Consider the following 17,341-nt stretch of genomic DNA (forward strand, 5'->3'; position numbering starts at 1 on the left):
GCCAGCCCGGCAATGTCTGCAATATGACTAGGGGGTTACAGGAAAGCAGCATATGACCGAACTGGAAGAATTCCGTACCGAGACCAGAGCATGGCTCGCAGAAAACTGCCCCGAGGAAATGCGGGACGGGGATATTACCGCGGAGAATCAATGCTGGGGTGGCCGGCAATGGGAGTTCCAGTCGGAGGCACAGCGGCTCTGGTTCGAGCGCGCATTGGCAAAGGGCTATACGGTACCGACATGGCCAAAGAAATATGGGGGCGCGGGGCTGTCTGCGGATGAAGCCAAGATCCTCGAGGAAGAACGTCTGCGGATCAATGCGCGCAAGCCGCTTAGCAATTTCGGCATCTCGATGCTCGGGCCCGCGCTTCTGGCCTATGGAACGCATGAGCAGAAATTGCAGCATCTCGGGGCCATCGCCCGGGGCGAGATTCGCTGGTGTCAGGGCTATTCCGAGCCCGGGGCCGGTTCAGATCTCGCTTCACTCAAGACGAAATGCGAAGACAAGGGTGCTCACTGGCTCATCAATGGTCAGAAGATCTGGACATCAAACGCGGACATCTCCGACTGGATTTTCTGCCTTGTCCGCACAGATTTTGATGCTCCCAAGCATAAGGGTATCACCTTCATACTGATCGACATGGCGAGCGAAGGCATCTCCGTGAAACCGATCATCCTGATTTCCGGACATTCGCCCTTTTGCGAAACATTTTTCGACAATGTCAAAGTGCCCAAAAGCTATGGCGAGAATAATCTGTCGGTCGTCGGTGAGGTCAACCGCGGTTGGGATGTGGCCAAAAATTTGCTGGTCCATGAGCGGGGCATGCTGGGAACGATGTCGCCATTGCGCGGGACCACCGGCCCGGAAAGCCTTGGCGGCTTTGCTGCCGACCAGATCGGACTGGACGAGGCTGGACGCTTGTCTGATCCGGCACTGCGCCAACGGATTTCCCAGGCGGAAATTGACGACTGGGCCTATAATCTGACGGTCGAACGGATGAACGACGAAGCCAATGCCGGCAATGGCCTGGGTGCCAAGTCATCCATGCTGAAATATGCGGCATCGGAATTGACCAAAAAGGGCACCGAACTGCGCATGGATATTGGCGGTACGGTTGCGGCGACAATCAGCGAGGACGGTATCGAATATGGCAGCCTCGCGAATACCTGGCTGTATAACCGGGCTTATTCGATACTGGGAGGGACAACCGAGGTTCAGCTGAACATCATTTCCAAGCGTGTCCTGGAACTGCCAAGCTAAGCCAGCGGCGAGGGGAACTGACATGGCACTGATACTGACCGAAGAACAGGAAATGCTGCAGGATTCTGCGGAGGGATTTCTGGATGAGAACGCGCCGGTAACGGCGTTTCGAAAGGTCAGGGACAACAAGCCGGAAGAAGGGTTTTGCCGCAAGCTGTGGAACGACATGGCGGAAATGGGCTGGGCCGGCATCATCGTCGATGAAGAATTTGGTGGCAGCGAATTCGGTTATGTCGGTGCCGGTGTGCTGGCCGAAAAAATGGGCAAGAACCTGACCGCATCGCCATTTTTTTCCACGGCCGTTCTCGGCGCCACGGCGATACAGCGATATGGCACCGAAGAGCAGAAAACCGACCATCTCGGAGCCATTTGTGACGGTAGCCAGATATTTGCTCTGGCGGTGGATGAAGGTCCGCGCCACGATCCCAGCACAATAGCTTTTTCTGCGAAGACTTCGGGCAATGGCTATGTCCTGTCCGGATCCAAGACTTTTGTCGCTGATGGTCATGTTGCCGACAAGCTGATCATTGTCGCCCGGACATCGGGCGAGGATACCGACGAAGAGGGCATTACCCTCTTCCTGGTCGATGCCGATGCACCGGAAATATCGCGATCGAAAACGCCGATGATCGACAGCCGGAATGCTGCGGATATCGTGGTGGACGGTCTTGAAGTCACGGGCGATGACATTATCGGGGAAGTCGGCGGCGGTTATGCGGCGCTGGAAGGCATATTGTCGGCTGGCCGGGCGGTGCTTGCCGCCGAAATGTCGGGATCCTCGCAACAGGCATTCGACATGACCACCGAATATCTGAAAGAGCGCGAGCAATTCGGCCAGAAAATCGGATCCTTTCAGGGATTGCAGCACCGCGCAGCGCATCTGGCGACAGAAATCGAAATGATGAAATCGGCCGTGCTCAAATCCTTGCAGCTACTGGATGATGATTTTGAAGCTGCCGGTGCGGTCTGTTCGATGGCCAAGGCCAAGTCCGGCCAGACCGCGCAGCTGGCCACGAAAGAGGCGATTCAGATGCATGGCGGTATTGGCGTGACGGATGAATATGACGTGGGTCTGTATTTCAAGCGGGTTCACATGGCGCAGCAGATGTTCGGTGATGCCGGCTTCCATGCCGATCGGCTGGCCAAGCGGGCCGGTTACTGATCCGCGGTGCAATCAGGCCGGACGATGGGTGATATTGGCCGGTCCGAAATGGGCAGTCATCTTCTGCACCTTCCCCGTTTCGTCAAATTCAAAAATGTCGATAACTTCGACAATGAGCACGGACTTGTCCGCTTGCGTGATTTCGGCACGGAAAGGGAAGGCGGCCGCCCTGGCGCTGAGCCGGATGGCGCCGGTAAGTGCGACTTTGGCACCGCCGGAAAAGGCGTTGGTATAAAAGTCCAGAATGTCCGGACCGCGTTTGGGTTCGGTTCCGGCAGGGTCCTCGACCGCCGCATCGGCCGAATAGAGTTCCATGACGGCGGGCATGTCTCCGGCGTTGATCGCCGCCAGATAGGCGTTCACGGTTTCGGTCATTTCCTCGGCGGTGGGCATCGGTCTGCTCCTGTTATGCAGTGACAGAATAAGGCGAGGCAGTGCGAAGACGCCTCTGCCAGATTTGATAGGGTGAAGGAGAAGAGTAATGACGGGCAGGCTGGAGGGAAAGACCGCCATTGTTACCGGCGGGGCATCCGGTATTGGCGCGGCGATAGTCAAGCGCTTCGCTGCTGAAGGTGCGCAGGTTCTGTCGACTGATATCCAGGTCGATCTTGGTCAGCAGGTTGCCGGTTCCGCCGGCGCACTGTTCATGGAACAGGACGTCTCGGGTGCCGATGGCTGGTCAGCGGTGATGGACAGGGCTGGCGCGGAATTCGGGCGGCTCGATATCCTGGTCAACAACGCCGGGATCGTGATCGGCCAGTCGATCGAGGAGGTCGATCTGGACAGCTGGCATCGTCTGCTCGGGATCAACCTGACGGGAGTGATGCTGGGCTGTCAGAATGCCATCCGGCTGATGAAGGAAAATCCGGGCGGGTCTTCCGGTTCGATCATCAATATTGCTTCCACATCCGCCTTTGCTGCCTTGCCCAGCGACGTCACCTATACTGCTGCCAAAAGCGGGGTGCGCATGCTGTCCAAGTCGGTGGCGGTGCATTGCGCTCAGGCGGGCCTGAACATCCGCTGCAACAATCTGGTCCCCGGCGCGACTCACACAGCGATTATCGACGAAGCGGCCAAGGTCGTTCCCGGCATGATGGACATGGTTGCGGCGATGTCGCCGTTTAACCGGGTTGGGCAGGGCGCGGATCTGGCCGGTGCAGCGGTCTATCTGGCCAGCGATGACGCTGTTTTTGTCACCGGAAGTGACATGCTGGTCGATGGCGGGATGCTGGCGGTTCATCCCGGCTATTAGTCGCAGACCTGAGCACAGCCTAGCCGTTTTGGCAGTTATTGGCGCTGCGGCTTTGGCTTAAGACCGGGAGCGAAAAAGGGAGAGCATGGATGGCCGCGCAGCCGATCGCTGACAATCTGTTTACCGAGGACATGAGCGCCCTGATTGGTGCGCGCAACAAGGAAACCGGGCAGATATTCTTTCCGCTACCACTGACGGAATCGGACCATATCGAGCCCGTCGCCTTGGCTTCGCGTGGAACGGTCTGGACCTACACGGTACAGCGTTTTCCACCGAAGACTCCCTATGCCGGACCGACGGACCCGGAGACTTTCAAGCCCTATGTGGTCGCCTATGTCGAATTGCCTGGCCAGACCATGGTCGAATCGCGCCTGACCGGGATCGAGCCGGAAGATGTCCGGATTGGCATGGAAGTGGAACTTACTGCGATCCCGCTGGATCCCGATGCTCCGGCCGAAGATCAGAAACTCATTCATGCATTCAGGCCTGTTTAGACAAGGCGGACAAGGAGACAGACAGTGTCAGACGTTTATATTGTGGGAGCAGGCATTCACCCCTTCGGCCGGACCGAAGGCCGGGATGGCATGGACCAGGGCGTGTTCGCCGTAAAGCAGGCGCTGGCGGATACCGATATCGACTGGAAAGATATTGAATTTGCTTTTGGCGGATCTGCCGCTTCGGGTGCTGCCGACACGATGGTTTCGAAACTGGGCTTGACCGGAATCCAGTTTATCAATGTCTCCAACGGCTGCGCCACAGGGGGCTCGGCGCTCAACGCGGCGGCGAGTTCGATTAAATCCGGCGAATATGACATTGGCATGGCCGTCGGGTTCGACAAACATCCGCGTGGCGCTTTCAACGCCGATCCGGGATCCTATGGCCTGCCCAACTGGTATGGCGAGGCGGGTTACATGCTGACCACCCAGTTTTTCGGCGCGAAGATCATGCGCTACATGCACGAGAATAATCTCAGCAATGAAACACTCGGGCGGGTCGCTGAAAAGGCGTTCCGCAACGGGGCGAAAACCGATCACGCCTGGCGGCGCAGCGAGGTTGATCTGGAGACCATCATGAACGCGCCGATGATTTCCGATCCGCTCAACAAATATATGTTCTGCTCTCCGGCAGAAGGCGCGGTTGCACTGATCCTCGCCAGCGAGAAGAAAGCGAAAGAGCTGGGCGGACCGATGATCAAGCTGAAAACCTCGGTCATGCGCACCCGTCCTCCGGGATCATTTGAGGTCTTTGCCGCATCCATCGACGTGGAACGCGGTGGGACTGCCACGGAACTCGCATCGCAGGCGGCATTCGAGCAGGCCGGAATGGGTCCGGAAGATATTGATGTCGCACAGCTGCAGGACACGGAAGCCGGCGCAGAAATCATGCACATGGCCGAAAACGGATTCTGTGCCCATGGCGATCAGGAACAGTGGCTTCGCGAGGGTCGCACGGAAATCAGCGGAGAATTGCCGGTCAATACCGATGGTGGCTGCCTTGCATGCGGCGAACCCATCGGCGCGTCGGGGCTGCGGCAAGTCTATGAAAATGTCGTGCAGTTGCGCGGAACCGCCGGTGAGCGTCAGGTGCCCGATGATCCGAAGACCGCCTATACGCAGGTTTATGGCGCTCCCGGCGTCTCGGCCGTGACCATATTGCAGCGCTAGATTCCGCGCCCCGATTTCCCAACTTGTTTCGGGATATCTTTCAGCGTTAAGGGACAGGCCAGCGGGTGCCGGAATCGGACCGGCAAGACCCATTGTTCGAAAAGGATAGGCATTGAGCAACGATATCAACAGCGAAGCGCGTGAAATCGCGGAAAAGGTGGAAGCCTTTGTCCGTGACAAGATTTTTCCCTTTGAAAAGGATCCGCGCTGCGAGGATCATGGTCCGACGGATGAACTGGTGCAGGAAATGCGGGCACTGGCCCGGGAAGCCGGTGTGCTGACCCCGCATATCCGTGAAGATGGCAGTCATCTGACGCATCTCGAAACCGCGCTGGTGCTGCGCAAGTCCGGTCTGTCTCCGCTGGGACCGCTGGCCGTCAACACATTCGCACCGGATGAGGGCAATATGTACTTGCTGGGCAAATGCGCATCTCCCGAACAGAAGGAACGGTTCCTGAAGCCGCTGGTTGAGGGCGTGGCCCGTTCGGCCTTTTTCATGACGGAACCGGCCAGCGAGAATGGTGCCGGATCCGATCCGATGATGATGAAGACGACGGCGAAGCCGGATGGCAATCACTGGGTCATCAACGGACGCAAGACCTTTATTACCGGCGCCAAAGGGGCAAAGGTCGGGATCGTGATGGCCAAGTCTGACGATGGCGCCTGCATGTTCCTTGTTGATCTGCCCGATCCTGCGATCAAGATTGAGCGCGTGCTCGACACGATCGACAGTTCGATGCCCGGCAGCCATTCGGTGGTGCAGATCGACAATTTGCGGGTGCCAGCGGACCAGATGCTCGGCGAAAGCGGCGAGGGGTTCAAATATGCCCAGGTCCGGCTGGCCCCGGCGCGGCTGACCCATTGCATGCGCTGGCTGGGCTGCTGTGACCGGGCGCAGGAAATCGCGACCGACTATGCCTGCCGCCGTCAGGCTTTCGGCAAGCCGCTGGTGGATCATGAAGGCGTGGGTTTCATGCTCGCCGAAAACCAGATTGACCTGAAGCAGTCGGAACTGATGATCGACTGGTGTGCAAGCGTGCTCGACACGGGCGCGCTTGGGACCACCGAAAGCTCGATGGCCAAGGTGGCCGTGTCTGAGGCGCTGTTCCGCATCGCCGACAAATGCGTGCAGGTCATGGGCGGCACCGGCCTCAGTCAGGACACCGTGGTCGAGCAGGTCTTCCGCGAAGTGCGCGCATTCCGGGTCTATGACGGACCGACCGAAGTCCACAAATGGTCGCTCGCCAAGAAAATCAAGAAATCCAATCCCGTTTAACCAGAGGAATTCCCTATGACCAAGAACCGCAAGTTTACGCTCGTCAGTCGCCCCGATGGGGAACCCAAGCCGAGTGATTTCGCGCTGGTGGAGGAAGACCTCCCGGAATTGTCAGACGGTGCCTTTCTGGTGCGCAACCATTATATCTCGCTTGATCCGGCCCAGCGAGGATGGATGAGTGATGCCGAAAGCTACATGCCGCCGATTCCGATCGGGGCCGCTGTCCGTGCCAGTGCCGTCGGGCGTGTCCACAGTTCGAAAAACCCCGACTTTCCGGAAGGGCAGTGGGTCGTGGGTCTGGCAGCCATGGAGGAGTTTTCGGTTGTCGAGGCCGGCGGCTTTACATCCCCGGTTGACGCGTCGCTGGTGCCGTCACCGACCAATTTCCTGTCGGTTCTGGGTGCCGTCGGGATGACCGCCTATTTCGGCATGATCGACGATGGCCAGCCGAAGGAAGGCGAAACCCTGCTGGTTACCGGCGCGGCTGGAGCTGTCGGATCTCTGGTCGGGCAGATCGGCAAAATCAAGGGATGCCGGGTTGTTGGTATAGCCGGTGGCGCCGACAAGTGCGCGCGGCTCACCGACGAATATGGGTTTGATGCCGCCATCGACTATCGCGGGAAGAGCCAGGCTGATCTGGAGAAGGAAATTGCCGCTGCAGCGCCGGACGGTGTGGACATTATCTGGGAAAATGTCGGCGGCGAAATTCTTGATGCCGGGATTACCGCGATCAACGAACATGGCCGGGTTGTCCTGTGCGGGTTGATCAGCGAATATAACAGTCCCGAACCGGTGGGGATCCGGAATCTCTGGTATCTGATTTCCCGTCAGGCGACGATCAAAGGATTCCTCGTTCGGGATTATCCGCCGCGTTTCCCGGAAGGCATTGCGCAAATGGGTCAATGGCTGGCGGAAGGCAAGATCAAGCATGACGAGGATATCGAAAAGGGCATCGAGAACAGCTATGATGCGTTCATGAAACTCTTCTCTGGCGGCAATCAGGGCAAGATGATCCTCGACGTTTCACCAGAGTCCTGAAACAGGAGAGATTCGAAATGACGGACAGCAAGCAACTGGTTCTCGACTTCATCGATGCCTGGAATCGTCTCGATTATGATGCCATCTATGCCGCTATGGCTGACGATATTTTCTACCATAATATCCCGATGGAGCCATGTGAGGGCATTGGCGCCGTGCGCGCTTTTTTTGATGGATCCGGGATGGGATCGGACGGCGCGGAATGGATTGTCCACCATATCGCGGCCGATGGCGATACGGTATTGACCGAACGCACCGACAAGTTCCGGATCAACGGCGAGTGGATCGCCATTCGGGTCATGGGCACGTTCGAGATGGAAAATGGCAAGATCGCGAAATGGCGTGACTATTTCGATCTCGCCGAGTTCCAGAACGAGATGGCGAGAGTGATGGGCGCAGCCAGCGCCTGACTACATTTGTGGCTGGTGCAGTGTTCCGTTCTCAACGGGATATTCTCCAGCCGTCATGAAGCGCGATTCATCGCTAGCGAGATAGACGCACAGACTGGCCACATCGCTTGGATGTCCGAGACCGCCTAACGGGATCATGCCGGTTTCCGGCGTCGCGTCACCTTCTGCACCTACTGCCTCCTGCCGCACCATTGGCGTGTCGATGCCAGACGGGTGGAGACTGTTGCAACGGATCGGATAATTCTGCTCCTTGCAATGGAGCGCGACCGACTTGGTCATTGAGCGCACACCACCTTTGGCTGCAGCATAGGACAGGAAAGGCGAGTAACCCTGTAGTGCGGCCATAGAACTCATGTTGATGATTGAACAGGGTTCGTCCTGTGATTTCATCGCGCGAACGGCTTCCCGGCAACCCAGAAAAACGCCATCAAGCATGACGGCACATGTGTGCCGAAACTGGTCGAGCGTACAATCCTCGATTGTTGCCGGAATGACGAGGCCGGCATTATTGACGAGAATATGTGGCGTGCCTAATTGTTCTGCCGTTTCGGCAAAAACTTGCGCCCAGCCCTCTTCGCTGACGACATCCTGCGCCATGGCGAACGCCTGATCGCCGATGGCATTGGCCACGCTTTGTGCGCTATCCGCATTGATGTCCGTGACCATTATCCGCGCACCTTCGCCGGCATAAGCTTCGCTGATTGCCTTGCCCAGTCCGGAACCTCCTCCAGTTACAATGGCGATCTTGCCGTCCAGTCGTCCCATGTCATCCTCCTGATTTGCCCATCGCTGGCACCATGCGTTTTTGTTGATGTCGGGGAATAGAACCAAATGCCGGTCGGGCACAACATGGCGGACCGCTATTAGAATGAACAGGGATGGGCCATCTGGCCCCTACGGAATTGCCGGATTTCCGGGCTGCGCTGTTCATTTGTTGCGGGAATATCACAGTTTTGCATATTTGCTATCATTTTGGCTAGCTGAGCAGGGGCACAGTCCTGCTTAAGGTAGCTCTCATAACAGCGCGGAAAAACCGCCGATTTATTAGGATATGGACCGGAAATCTGGATGCCGGTGCAATTTGGGAGAGAGCTATGATGTCACGTTCGCAACGCCACGAATCCATCTTCAACACGAAAGCCGCCAGGCGGTTCCTGATGGGGTCAGCCGCCAGTCTTGCAATGGCTGGATTTTCCGCACCTGCCTATGCACAGGAGGCGGCAGCTGAAGATGATGACGAAAATGTTATCACAGTGATCGCTCGCAAACAGACTGAAACTCTGCAGGAAGTTCCTGTGACCGTGACCGCCATCGGTGGCGACACGCTGGACAAGTTCCAGGTGGACCAGGTGGCTGATGTGGTCAGCCGTGTTCCGGCGCTGAATGTTCAGGTTGGCGGCTCCGGTTCCGGCGGGCAGATCAGTCTCCGCGGCGTCGGCTCATCCAATATTTCTGCCTCCTTTGACTCGGCGGTCGCATTTGACTTTGACGGGGTTCAGGTCAGCACCATGCGCATCGTCCAGGCCGGCTTTTTTGATGTCGAGCAGATTGATGTCCTGAAGGGGCCGCAATCCCTGTTCTTCGGTAAATCTGCATCGGCTGGTGTTTTTGCCATTCGGTCCGCCAATCCGACTCCAAATTGGGAAGTCGGCGGCAAGGCCTCATATGAGTTTGAAGAAAAAGGCTATGTTGTTGGCGGCTATGTTTCCGGCCCGGTAACCGATACACTCGGGATCCGGATTGCTGCCCAATATACCGACATTGAAGATTATGTGGAGCTGACGCCTGCAACCCCTGCAGTAAATCGCAGTCGCGGCCTGAAGGATTTTGTGGGCCGACTGACCTTTCAGTGGGATCCGACCGACAATTTCAACGCCAATCTGAAGCTGAACTATATCCGCAACGAAAATGACGGTGCGATTGCGCATTCGGACATCGATTGCGGTCCCAACGGACGGGCTGACGAGGTCGTTCTTCTGGGGAACGCGGTCGATCCGTTCACCGTTGCTGTCCCAAGCAATGCGGACTGTAACACAAATGACAATCTCTATCCGACCGCAGACCCTGCTGCGGCGCTGGTTGGCCGAATTCCAGACGGAAGCGGCGCAGGTGCCAATTTCGATGGCCGGCCCTTTGGCGAAACGGATATCATCTTCGGTCGGCTGAGCTGGGATCTGGATGTTTCAGACAGTCTCACCCTGTCTTCGGTGACAGGTTATCTTAATCTGGATGCCGTGGACTTTGATTCCTACAGCTACGTGGGTGTGGGGCCTGCGGTTCCGTTCTCGAGCACAGGTCCGGCAGCACTGCCACCAGCGCTGGCTGCAACCAATGGTGTCGGTGTACCGCTCGGCGTGGGTAACAGTGATCCGCGCAACCGCACCGAACAGTTCACCCAGGAACTGCGCCTGTCCAGTGATTTTGACGGCATCTTCAACTTCATGGTTGGTGCATTTTATGAGAGCCGCGAAATTGATTTCGATACCTCGCAACAGGCAGTCAATATTTCGCTGATTGCGCCAGATCCGATTACCGGAAACACCTTTGACTGGTTCAAACAGCAAAACACCAAGACAGAAGCGCTCTCGTTCTTTGGCAGTGTCACCCTCGATCTGACTGATCAGTTGCAGATTGCCGGGGGTATTCGCTGGACCGACGAAAGCAAGACCAGCATCATCAGCCTGCCTTATTCGCATGCGTTCCTCTCTGGCGGCGGCGCATTCCTGACCAGTGGATTCTTCTCGGGACCGATCAACTTTGATGATGACAATTTCTCACCGGAAGTCTCCATTCGCTATCAGGCCACTCCGGACGTCAATATTTACGGTGCGTTCAAGACTGGCTTCAAATCTGGCGGCATCGATAACAGTGCCTTGCCTTCATTTGGCCTCGGTATCGCTGCAGCCACCAACGACTTCAGTGGCCTGATCTTCGATTCCGAAACCGGTCTCGGTGGTGAAGTCGGTGTCAAAGCCCAATTCGCTGATCGTTCGATCACATTGAACACGTCATTATTCTACTATGTGTTTGACGATCTTCAGGTACAGAATTTCGATGCCACGATCATTCAGTTCCAGACATTCAATGCGAGTGAGCTGACAACCAAGGGTGTTGATGTCGAATGGGCCTGGAGAACTCCGGTTGACGGACTCAACTTCTCCGGTGCTCTGGCCTATACCGATGCAAAATTCTCGGACACGTTTGTCACGACGTCGGGTGAAGATATTGACGGTCGCCGGGCGGCTCGTGCTCCGGAATTTGCCGGGAATATCGCCTTTGACTGGACCATCCCGATGGGCGATGCGATCGAATTTGGCCTGAGCGGAAACGCCGCCTATACCGGGTCCTACTTCACCAACGAAGACTCGATCAACGACATCAGGCAGGACAGCTATGTCACGCTTGACGGATCGGTATCGATTGGTGCTCCGGACGGTGCGTGGAAACTGGCCCTGGTCGGTGTCAACCTGACCGATGAAATCTGGATCAATACATCCGGTGGCCGTCCGTTCCTGGCTCCAGCCAATGCATTTGGCATCCCGGTCGGTGATGACTCGGTCGTCACCCAGAACCGTGGTCGCCAGGTCTTTGTGGAGGCCAGCTTCAAGTTCTGATCAACTCTCCCGTTGATCAAAGATGGCCGGGGCAGCGGGGGGCTGACCCGGCCTTTTCTTTGCCCGGAAGACATGCCGATAGCCATAATGACAGTGGCGCAGTTGCCGTTGCCGGATAAGAATGACTGCAGAAATTCACAAAATCTGAGGAGCAGGAATCATGGGACGTCTGGAAGGCAAGAGAGCTATTGTGCTCGGCGCGGCGGGTGCCGGCAATATGGGGCAGGTAATTGCCCGGCGATTTCACGACGAAGGGGCCGATGTGCTTGTCGCCGGCCGCAAGGAAGAAGAGCTCCAGCGTTTTGCCGGTGAACTCGGTGGCCACTATGCCCTGTGTGATCTCAACAAGGAAGACGAGATCCAGGCCCTGGCCGCAACCGCGAAGGACAAGATGGGCGGCGTCGACATTGCGGTCAACGCGACCGGCCTGGGCTTCCTGAAACCGTTCATGGAAAACACGCGGGAAGAGCTGGAAATGATGTCGGCCCTGCAGTTTGTCGGGCCGTTTCAATTCTATCAGGCGATGATCGGGGCGATGGCGGAAAATGATCCGGCTGGCGGGTCGATCATCCAGATCAGTTCGGCCACCGCCACCATCATGCTCAACGACCATGCCGCCTATATGGGAACCAAGGCCGGCAGCGATCATGTGATCCGTTGTGTCGCCCATGAATTTGGAGATCAGGGAATCCGCGCAAACAGTATCTCGCCGGGCCTCACCCGGACTCCGATGACAGCCGGTGTGGATCAGGTTCCCGGGCTCGTCGAGTCCTTCGAAGCCCGCTACCCGCTTGGCCGAATCGGGACGAGCGAGGATATCGCTGCTGCTGCGGTTTTCCTGGCCAGTGACGAGTGTTTCATGACCGGCGAAAATCTGCAGGTCAATGGCGGTCTGTGCCTGCGCGGCAACCCGACTCGCAAGGATCAGGAATTGATGATGGGGGCCGTCGCCGCCGCGTCTTCCTGAACCGCGCACACAACCCGGTTGCGCTGACGCAAAATTCCGCCATGGTGGTGCACGGCTCCACCAGTTTGCGGGAATGATTGTCAGTGCTCCAGTTTTTCAGCCAGTTCCAGGGTGTAATCGGGATCGCATTCATTCTGGCAATGGCATGGTTATGGTCGGAAAACCGTCAGGATCGTCCCGGGTGGCGCTGGATTTTCGGTGCAATCGCCGTGCAGTTCGTCCTCGCACTGACCATTGTTCGGGTGCCTTTCGTCTGGGATATTGTCGGACTGGCGAATAGCGGCGTTCAGGCGATCGAGCAGGCGACGCTGGCCGGTTCCAGCTACATGTTCGGATATGTTGGTGGCGCGGACCTCCCGTTCGAGTTGCGCGAAGGTGCAGCCCCGCCACTGATCATTGCCTTCCAGATCCTGCCGCTGGTCATCGTCTTCTCGGCTCTTGCCGCCCTGCTGTGGCACTGGCGGGTATTGCAGCTGATCGTCCGAGGCCTGTCCTGGGCCCTGCGCAAGACGCTGGGGGTCAGCGGTGTCGTCGGGTTGAGTGGCGGCGCGAACATCTTTCTTGGCGTCGTCGAATCCCCGCTTGTCGTGCGGGCCTATTTCGAGCGGATGAGCCGGTCGGAACTGTTCACAATCATGGTACTGGCCATGTCGACCATATCCGGTGCGATACTGGTGCTGTATGCCACCACATTGGCCAAAACCGTTCCGAATGCCGTCGGACACATGATTTCCGCCTCGCTCATTTCGCTGCCCGCCGCCATCTTGCTGGCGCGGCTGATGATTCCGGGCGACGGCAATACCGATACCGACAACAAGGAGCCTGGTCTGAAATATGAGGGCAGTTTTGATGCCATCATCCGCGGCACAATGGATGGTGTGCAGCTGTTCCTCGCGGTGATCGCGGTGATCATCGTGATTTTCGCCTTTGTCGCGCTGATCGACCAGTTTCTGGCGCTGTTTCCGCTCGTGTCCGGCGAAGCGCTCACGCTGAAACGGATTTTTGGCTGGGTTTTTGCGCCACTGATGTGGATGATCGGCGTGCCCTGGGAAGAAGCCGCAGCGGCCGGTTCGCTAATGGGGACCAAGGCGATCCTCAACGAATATGTTGCCTATCTGGAACTCGCCGCGCTGCCGGCGGACACGTTCAGTGCGAAGGGGCAGCTGATTGTGACCTATGCTCTGTGCGGTGTCGCCAATCTCGCCAGCGTGGGCCTGATCATTTCGACGATCGGAACCTTGTCACCCGGCCGCCGGGCCGAAGTTGCCGGGCTGGGCATGAAAAGCTGGTTCGCCGGCAATTGTGCTACCGCGATGACCGGTGCAGTGATCGGAATCATCACATGGGTGTGATGCTGTCAGAACACCAGCCGCTGTCGCCAGTCGAGGATGGACGTCATGCTTGATGCCAAACTCCGCCCACTGATTGACCCGCCGCTGAATGCTGCGGGGCGCGCTCTGGCGCGGGCTGGCTTCTCCGCCAATATTGTGACATTGCTGGGAATGGCCGTGGGGCTGGGCGGCGCTGGCGCGATGTATGCCGGATATTATGGCCTGGCTTTCGGTCTGGTTCTCGCCGGCCGTATATTGGACGGACTGGACGGTGCTGTGGCCCGTGCGACCCGCAAGACCGCCTTTGGCGGCTATCTGGATATTGTGTGCGATTTTGTCTTTTACGTATCTGTACCTCTGGCTTTTGGACTGGCAGATCCCCGGCTGTTGCCGGCCGCGCTGGTCCTCGTATCCGCCTTCACCATTACCGGCATCAGTTTTCTGGCCTTCGCCGTCACCGCTGCAGAGCAAGGCGCGGAAACCGACGCACATGGGGAGAAAAGCTTCTTCTACAGTACCGGGATTGCGGAAGGGACCGAGACGATAACGGTATTTCTGCTGATGTGTCTTTTTCCCGGCTGGTTTGTGCAGATTGCTTTGGTCTACGCAGTGATGTGTGTTATAACGGTAATACAGCGTAGCATTCTCGCCCGCCAGACTTTCCGCGAATGACAGATCGCACCTAGCTGCGCGCCCAGCGGAAATATTTTTCGAGCAGGTTGAGCGCCCATTCCGGCTTGTGCTTCTTGCGCCATTCTCCGGCGGCAAATTTGTTCGCTTCGCCCATCGTCGGGTAGGTGTGAATGGTCCCCAAGATTTTACCCAGGCCCATGCCATGCTTCATCGCGAAGGTGAATTCGGTGAGCAGCTCCCCGGCGTTCTGACCTACAATCGTGACGCCCAATATGCGATCCTTGCCTGGGGGTGTGAGCACCTTGACGAAACCCTGGGTTGCGCTTTCGGCAATGGCCCGGTCCAGATCATCCAGTTCATATTTGGTGACCTCGTATTCGACGCCTTCTTCCCGCGCCTGCTGCTCATTGAGGCCAACATGTGCGATCTCCGGATCGAGAAACGTGGTCCAGGGCAGATACTCATAGCCGGGCTTGAACTTTTTGAACTGACCGAACAGCGCATTGACGGTTGCAAACCAGGCCTGATGCGAAGCGTTGTGGGTCAGCTGGTAAGGGCCAGCAACATCACCGGCGGCATAGATATGCGGGAAGGTGGCCTGCAAATGCTCGTTTGTGACCAGCGTCCGGCCCGTCTCGATACCCAGTTCTTCCAGGCCATAGCCTTCCAGCCGCGCGGCGCGACCAACAGCGATGAGCAGGTCATCAAAGGCAAGGCGTTCCTCGCCGCTGGCATTTTCGACCACCAGATATTTCTGGTCGCCATCCATTTCGGTTCTTACGGCCTTGTGACCGAACCGCAGCTCGACACCCGACGCCTCAAGAGACTCGGCCGCGACTTCAGACACATCTTCGTCCTCGATCGACATGACGCGGTCGCCCATTTCGACAAGCGTCACATCGGATCCTAGTCGGGAAAAGGATTGCGACAGTTCGCATCCGATCGGACCGCCGCCCAGAACGACCAGTCGGCCCGGAACCCGCTCGCGCGTCGCCATCTGTTCCCAAAGTGTATCGCTGGTCAGATAGCCGGTCTCTTCCAGACCGGGGAGCGGTGGAACAAAAGGCGAGGCGCCGGTTGCCAGAACGATGGAACGGCCGGTGAGCTTGCGCTTGCTGCCATTGGCTTCTTCGATTTCGACGGTCCAGGGGTCGACCATGCGGGCATAACCCTTGACCACATCGACACCCATGCCTTCGAACCGTTCGACGCTGTCATGCGGTTCAATCGCCGCGATAATGTCTTCCACTCGCCTGATCACTGCGGGGAAGGAAAAGGCGGGTTCCGCAGATGACAGGCCATATTTGTCTGCGTGACGGATCTGGTCAGCCACCTTGGCGCTTTTGATCAGGGCTTTGGAAGGCACGCAGCCATAGTTGAGGCAGTCGCCGCCCATTTTCCCGGTCTCGATCAGCGTGACCTTGGCGTTGATTGTGGTGGCAATCACCGCCGAGACCAGACCGGCAGACCCGGCACCGATGACGATGACATTGCGGTCAAAGGATTTCGGCCGGGTCCAGCCCTTGTAGATCTGCCGGCGTTTGAACATGCCGATAATGACCTTGGCAATCCACGGGAAGATGGCCAGCAGGAGAAAGGATCCCAGGACCGACAGTGAAAAGACTTCGCGCACCGAGCTGACCTGTGAGAGCTGGGTACCCGCGTTTACATAGACGATGGTGCCAGCGAGCATGCCGATCTGGCTGGCAATGAAATAGATCCAGACCTTCATCTTGGTCAGACCCATCAGCAGATTGATCATGAAAAACGGGAAGGCCGGCACCAGGCGCATCGTGATCAGGTAAAAGGCCCCGTCCTTTTCGACCCCTTCGTTGATCTTTTTCAGCCGCGATCCGAATTTGTCCTCGACCCAGTCCCGCAGCAGATAACGGGATGTCAGGAATGCGAGTGTGGCGCCAATTGTGGAAGCGAAAGACACGATGATCGTACCGGCCACGACACCAAATATCGCGCCCGCAGCCAGCGTCATGATCGCCGCACCCGGAATGGAAAGAGCAGTGACCGTGATATAGATGCCGAGGAAAGCTGCAATCACCAGCAAGGCATTCTCGCGATAAAAGGCGTCGATATTTTCCTGCTGCGCCTTCAGCGTTTCCAGATTCAGATAGCTTTGAAGGTCATAGTGGAAAATTCCCCAGACGACAGCTGCCAGAATGGCGATGAGCAAAAGTTTCTTCATGACTGGATCCGCACCCCATATTATTGTTATTTACGGTTCGTACCAATCGCATAGCCGGTTACACGATCAAGGTCGATCAGGATTCCGGGATATCTGATCCCGTCTCTGGCGGTTGCCAGCCGGGGGGCGCCAGTTCGAAATTGGCGAAGTCGAATGCGGGAGCCACTGTACAACTGACCAGTGTCCATTGGCCGAGACTTTCTGCTGTCTGCCAGGCACCAGGCGGCACGACAAGCTGGGGACGTTGATTGTCCTCCAGATCGCAGCCCAGGACGTGATCTTCGACAGCACCCTTTTCGACCCACAATTGGAGAACCAGTGGCGCTCCGGCGTGAAAATGCCAGATCTCCACGCTGCCTTTCACCCGGTGCCAGCGGGATTTCTCACCCGCCCGAAGCAGGAAAAAAATGGCCGTGGAATAATCATCACGAAAGGTTTCAGCGAAAAACCCGCCTTCCGGGTGGGGTTGCATTCCCAGTTGGGAGATGATCGATTCCGCTTTAACTTCGGTCAAAGAACACACTCCATTTTCC

The 17,341-nt window shown here is 57.3% G+C and carries 16 protein-coding genes; 12 read left to right on the forward strand and 4 right to left on the reverse strand.

Features of this window, described 5'->3' with window-relative positions:
- Positions 1-52 precede the first annotated feature (52 nt).
- Together BUQ90_RS05505 and BUQ90_RS05510 are read left to right on the forward strand one after the other, a co-directional pair.
- On the forward strand, positions 53-1,261 hold the full coding sequence (locus BUQ90_RS05505) for an acyl-CoA dehydrogenase family protein (RefSeq protein ID WP_074204067.1): 1,209 nt from the start codon (positions 53-55) through the stop codon (positions 1,259-1,261).
- A 22-nt stretch (positions 1,262-1,283) separates the two neighbouring features.
- Entirely contained in the window at positions 1,284-2,423 is a 1,140-nt protein-coding gene (locus tag BUQ90_RS05510) for an acyl-CoA dehydrogenase family protein (protein WP_074204068.1), read from the forward strand.
- 12 nt (positions 2,424-2,435) lie between these two features.
- Here BUQ90_RS05510 and BUQ90_RS05515 read toward each other — a convergent pair whose 3' ends face one another.
- Positions 2,436-2,816 (reverse strand): nuclear transport factor 2 family protein, encoded by a 381-nt coding sequence (locus BUQ90_RS05515; protein WP_074204069.1) that lies wholly within the window; start codon positions 2,814-2,816, stop codon positions 2,436-2,438.
- An 88-nt stretch (positions 2,817-2,904) separates the two neighbouring features.
- On the opposite strand from BUQ90_RS05515, the gene BUQ90_RS05520 reads away from it, so the two are divergent.
- The 6 genes from BUQ90_RS05520 to BUQ90_RS05545 all read left to right on the forward strand — a co-directional run bounded on the left by BUQ90_RS05520 (position 2,905) and on the right by BUQ90_RS05545 (position 8,063).
- Positions 2,905-3,675, forward strand: a complete 771-nt coding sequence (locus BUQ90_RS05520; protein ID WP_074204070.1) for an SDR family oxidoreductase — start codon at positions 2,905-2,907, stop codon at positions 3,673-3,675.
- A gap of 89 nt (positions 3,676-3,764) precedes the next feature.
- Positions 3,765-4,169, forward strand: a complete 405-nt coding sequence (locus tag BUQ90_RS05525) for a Zn-ribbon domain-containing OB-fold protein (RefSeq protein WP_074204071.1) — start codon at positions 3,765-3,767, stop codon at positions 4,167-4,169.
- A gap of 24 nt (positions 4,170-4,193) precedes the next feature.
- Positions 4,194-5,339 (forward strand): thiolase family protein, encoded by a 1,146-nt coding sequence (locus tag BUQ90_RS05530; protein ID WP_074204072.1) that lies wholly within the window; start codon positions 4,194-4,196, stop codon positions 5,337-5,339.
- 112 nt (positions 5,340-5,451) lie between these two features.
- Complete coding sequence (locus BUQ90_RS05535; RefSeq protein ID WP_239447356.1) at positions 5,452-6,615, forward strand: acyl-CoA dehydrogenase family protein; 1,164 nt, start codon at positions 5,452-5,454, stop codon at positions 6,613-6,615.
- 15 nt (positions 6,616-6,630) lie between these two features.
- On the forward strand, positions 6,631-7,653 hold the full coding sequence (locus tag BUQ90_RS05540) for an NADP-dependent oxidoreductase (protein ID WP_074204073.1): 1,023 nt from the start codon (positions 6,631-6,633) through the stop codon (positions 7,651-7,653).
- A gap of 17 nt (positions 7,654-7,670) precedes the next feature.
- Positions 7,671-8,063, forward strand: a complete 393-nt coding sequence (locus BUQ90_RS05545) for a limonene-1,2-epoxide hydrolase family protein (RefSeq protein ID WP_074204074.1) — start codon at positions 7,671-7,673, stop codon at positions 8,061-8,063.
- Here the strand turns inward: BUQ90_RS05545 and BUQ90_RS05550 are convergent, their stop codons facing one another.
- Complete coding sequence (locus BUQ90_RS05550) at positions 8,064-8,828, reverse strand: SDR family oxidoreductase (RefSeq protein ID WP_074204075.1); 765 nt, start codon at positions 8,826-8,828, stop codon at positions 8,064-8,066.
- Positions 8,829-9,157: 329 nt separating this feature from the next.
- Here BUQ90_RS05550 and BUQ90_RS05555 point away from each other — a divergent pair, with 329 nt between their 5' ends.
- The 4 genes from BUQ90_RS05555 (at position 9,158) to BUQ90_RS05570 (ending at position 14,647) form a co-directional block, all read left to right on the forward strand.
- A complete protein-coding gene (locus BUQ90_RS05555) occupies positions 9,158-11,677 on the forward strand; it encodes a TonB-dependent receptor (RefSeq protein ID WP_074204076.1) in 2,520 nt (839 codons plus the stop codon).
- 160 nt (positions 11,678-11,837) lie between these two features.
- Positions 11,838-12,644: an SDR family NAD(P)-dependent oxidoreductase gene (locus BUQ90_RS05560; protein ID WP_074204077.1), complete on the forward strand. Its 807-nt coding sequence runs from the start codon at positions 11,838-11,840 to the stop codon at positions 12,642-12,644.
- Between the two features lie 83 nt (positions 12,645-12,727).
- Positions 12,728-13,996 (forward strand): NupC/NupG family nucleoside CNT transporter, encoded by a 1,269-nt coding sequence (locus tag BUQ90_RS05565; protein ID WP_239447357.1) that lies wholly within the window; start codon positions 12,728-12,730, stop codon positions 13,994-13,996.
- 45 nt (positions 13,997-14,041) lie between these two features.
- Positions 14,042-14,647: a CDP-alcohol phosphatidyltransferase family protein gene (locus BUQ90_RS05570; RefSeq protein ID WP_074204911.1), complete on the forward strand. Its 606-nt coding sequence runs from the start codon at positions 14,042-14,044 to the stop codon at positions 14,645-14,647.
- A 10-nt stretch (positions 14,648-14,657) separates the two neighbouring features.
- Here BUQ90_RS05570 and BUQ90_RS05575 read toward each other — a convergent pair whose 3' ends face one another.
- Both BUQ90_RS05575 and BUQ90_RS05580 read right to left on the reverse strand, forming a co-directional pair.
- A complete protein-coding gene (locus tag BUQ90_RS05575; protein ID WP_074204079.1) occupies positions 14,658-16,808 on the reverse strand; it encodes an FAD-dependent oxidoreductase in 2,151 nt (716 codons plus the stop codon).
- Between the two features lie 76 nt (positions 16,809-16,884).
- Complete coding sequence (locus BUQ90_RS05580) at positions 16,885-17,322, reverse strand: cupin domain-containing protein (RefSeq protein ID WP_074204912.1); 438 nt, start codon at positions 17,320-17,322, stop codon at positions 16,885-16,887.
- Positions 17,323-17,341 lie beyond the last annotated feature (19 nt).

The sequence above is a fragment of the Parasphingorhabdus marina DSM 22363 genome (assembly GCF_900128895.1).
GTDB lineage: Bacteria > Pseudomonadota > Alphaproteobacteria > Sphingomonadales > Sphingomonadaceae > Parasphingorhabdus > Parasphingorhabdus marina.

Bases quoted from the DNA above. Each gene is read 5' to 3' on its own strand.
- BUQ90_RS05505 (WP_074204067.1), top strand. From the start codon at position 53: ATGACCGAACTGGAAGAATTCCGTACCGAGACCAGAGCATGGCTCGCA.
- BUQ90_RS05510 (WP_074204068.1), top strand. From the start codon at position 1,284: ATGGCACTGATACTGACCGAAGAACAGGAAATGCTGCAGGATTCTGCG.
- BUQ90_RS05515 (WP_074204069.1), bottom strand. From the start codon at position 2,816: ATGCCCACCGCCGAGGAAATGACCGAAACCGTGAACGCCTATCTGGCG.
- BUQ90_RS05520 (WP_074204070.1), top strand. From the start codon at position 2,905: ATGACGGGCAGGCTGGAGGGAAAGACCGCCATTGTTACCGGCGGGGCA.
- BUQ90_RS05525 (WP_074204071.1), top strand. From the start codon at position 3,765: ATGGCCGCGCAGCCGATCGCTGACAATCTGTTTACCGAGGACATGAGC.
- BUQ90_RS05540 (WP_074204073.1), top strand. From the start codon at position 6,631: ATGACCAAGAACCGCAAGTTTACGCTCGTCAGTCGCCCCGATGGGGAA.
- BUQ90_RS05545 (WP_074204074.1), top strand. From the start codon at position 7,671: ATGACGGACAGCAAGCAACTGGTTCTCGACTTCATCGATGCCTGGAAT.
- BUQ90_RS05550 (WP_074204075.1), bottom strand. From the start codon at position 8,828: ATGGGACGACTGGACGGCAAGATCGCCATTGTAACTGGAGGAGGTTCC.
- BUQ90_RS05555 (WP_074204076.1), top strand. From the start codon at position 9,158: ATGATGTCACGTTCGCAACGCCACGAATCCATCTTCAACACGAAAGCC.
- BUQ90_RS05560 (WP_074204077.1), top strand. From the start codon at position 11,838: ATGGGACGTCTGGAAGGCAAGAGAGCTATTGTGCTCGGCGCGGCGGGT.
- BUQ90_RS05570 (WP_074204911.1), top strand. From the start codon at position 14,042: ATGCTTGATGCCAAACTCCGCCCACTGATTGACCCGCCGCTGAATGCT.
- BUQ90_RS05575 (WP_074204079.1), bottom strand. From the start codon at position 16,808: ATGAAGAAACTTTTGCTCATCGCCATTCTGGCAGCTGTCGTCTGGGGA.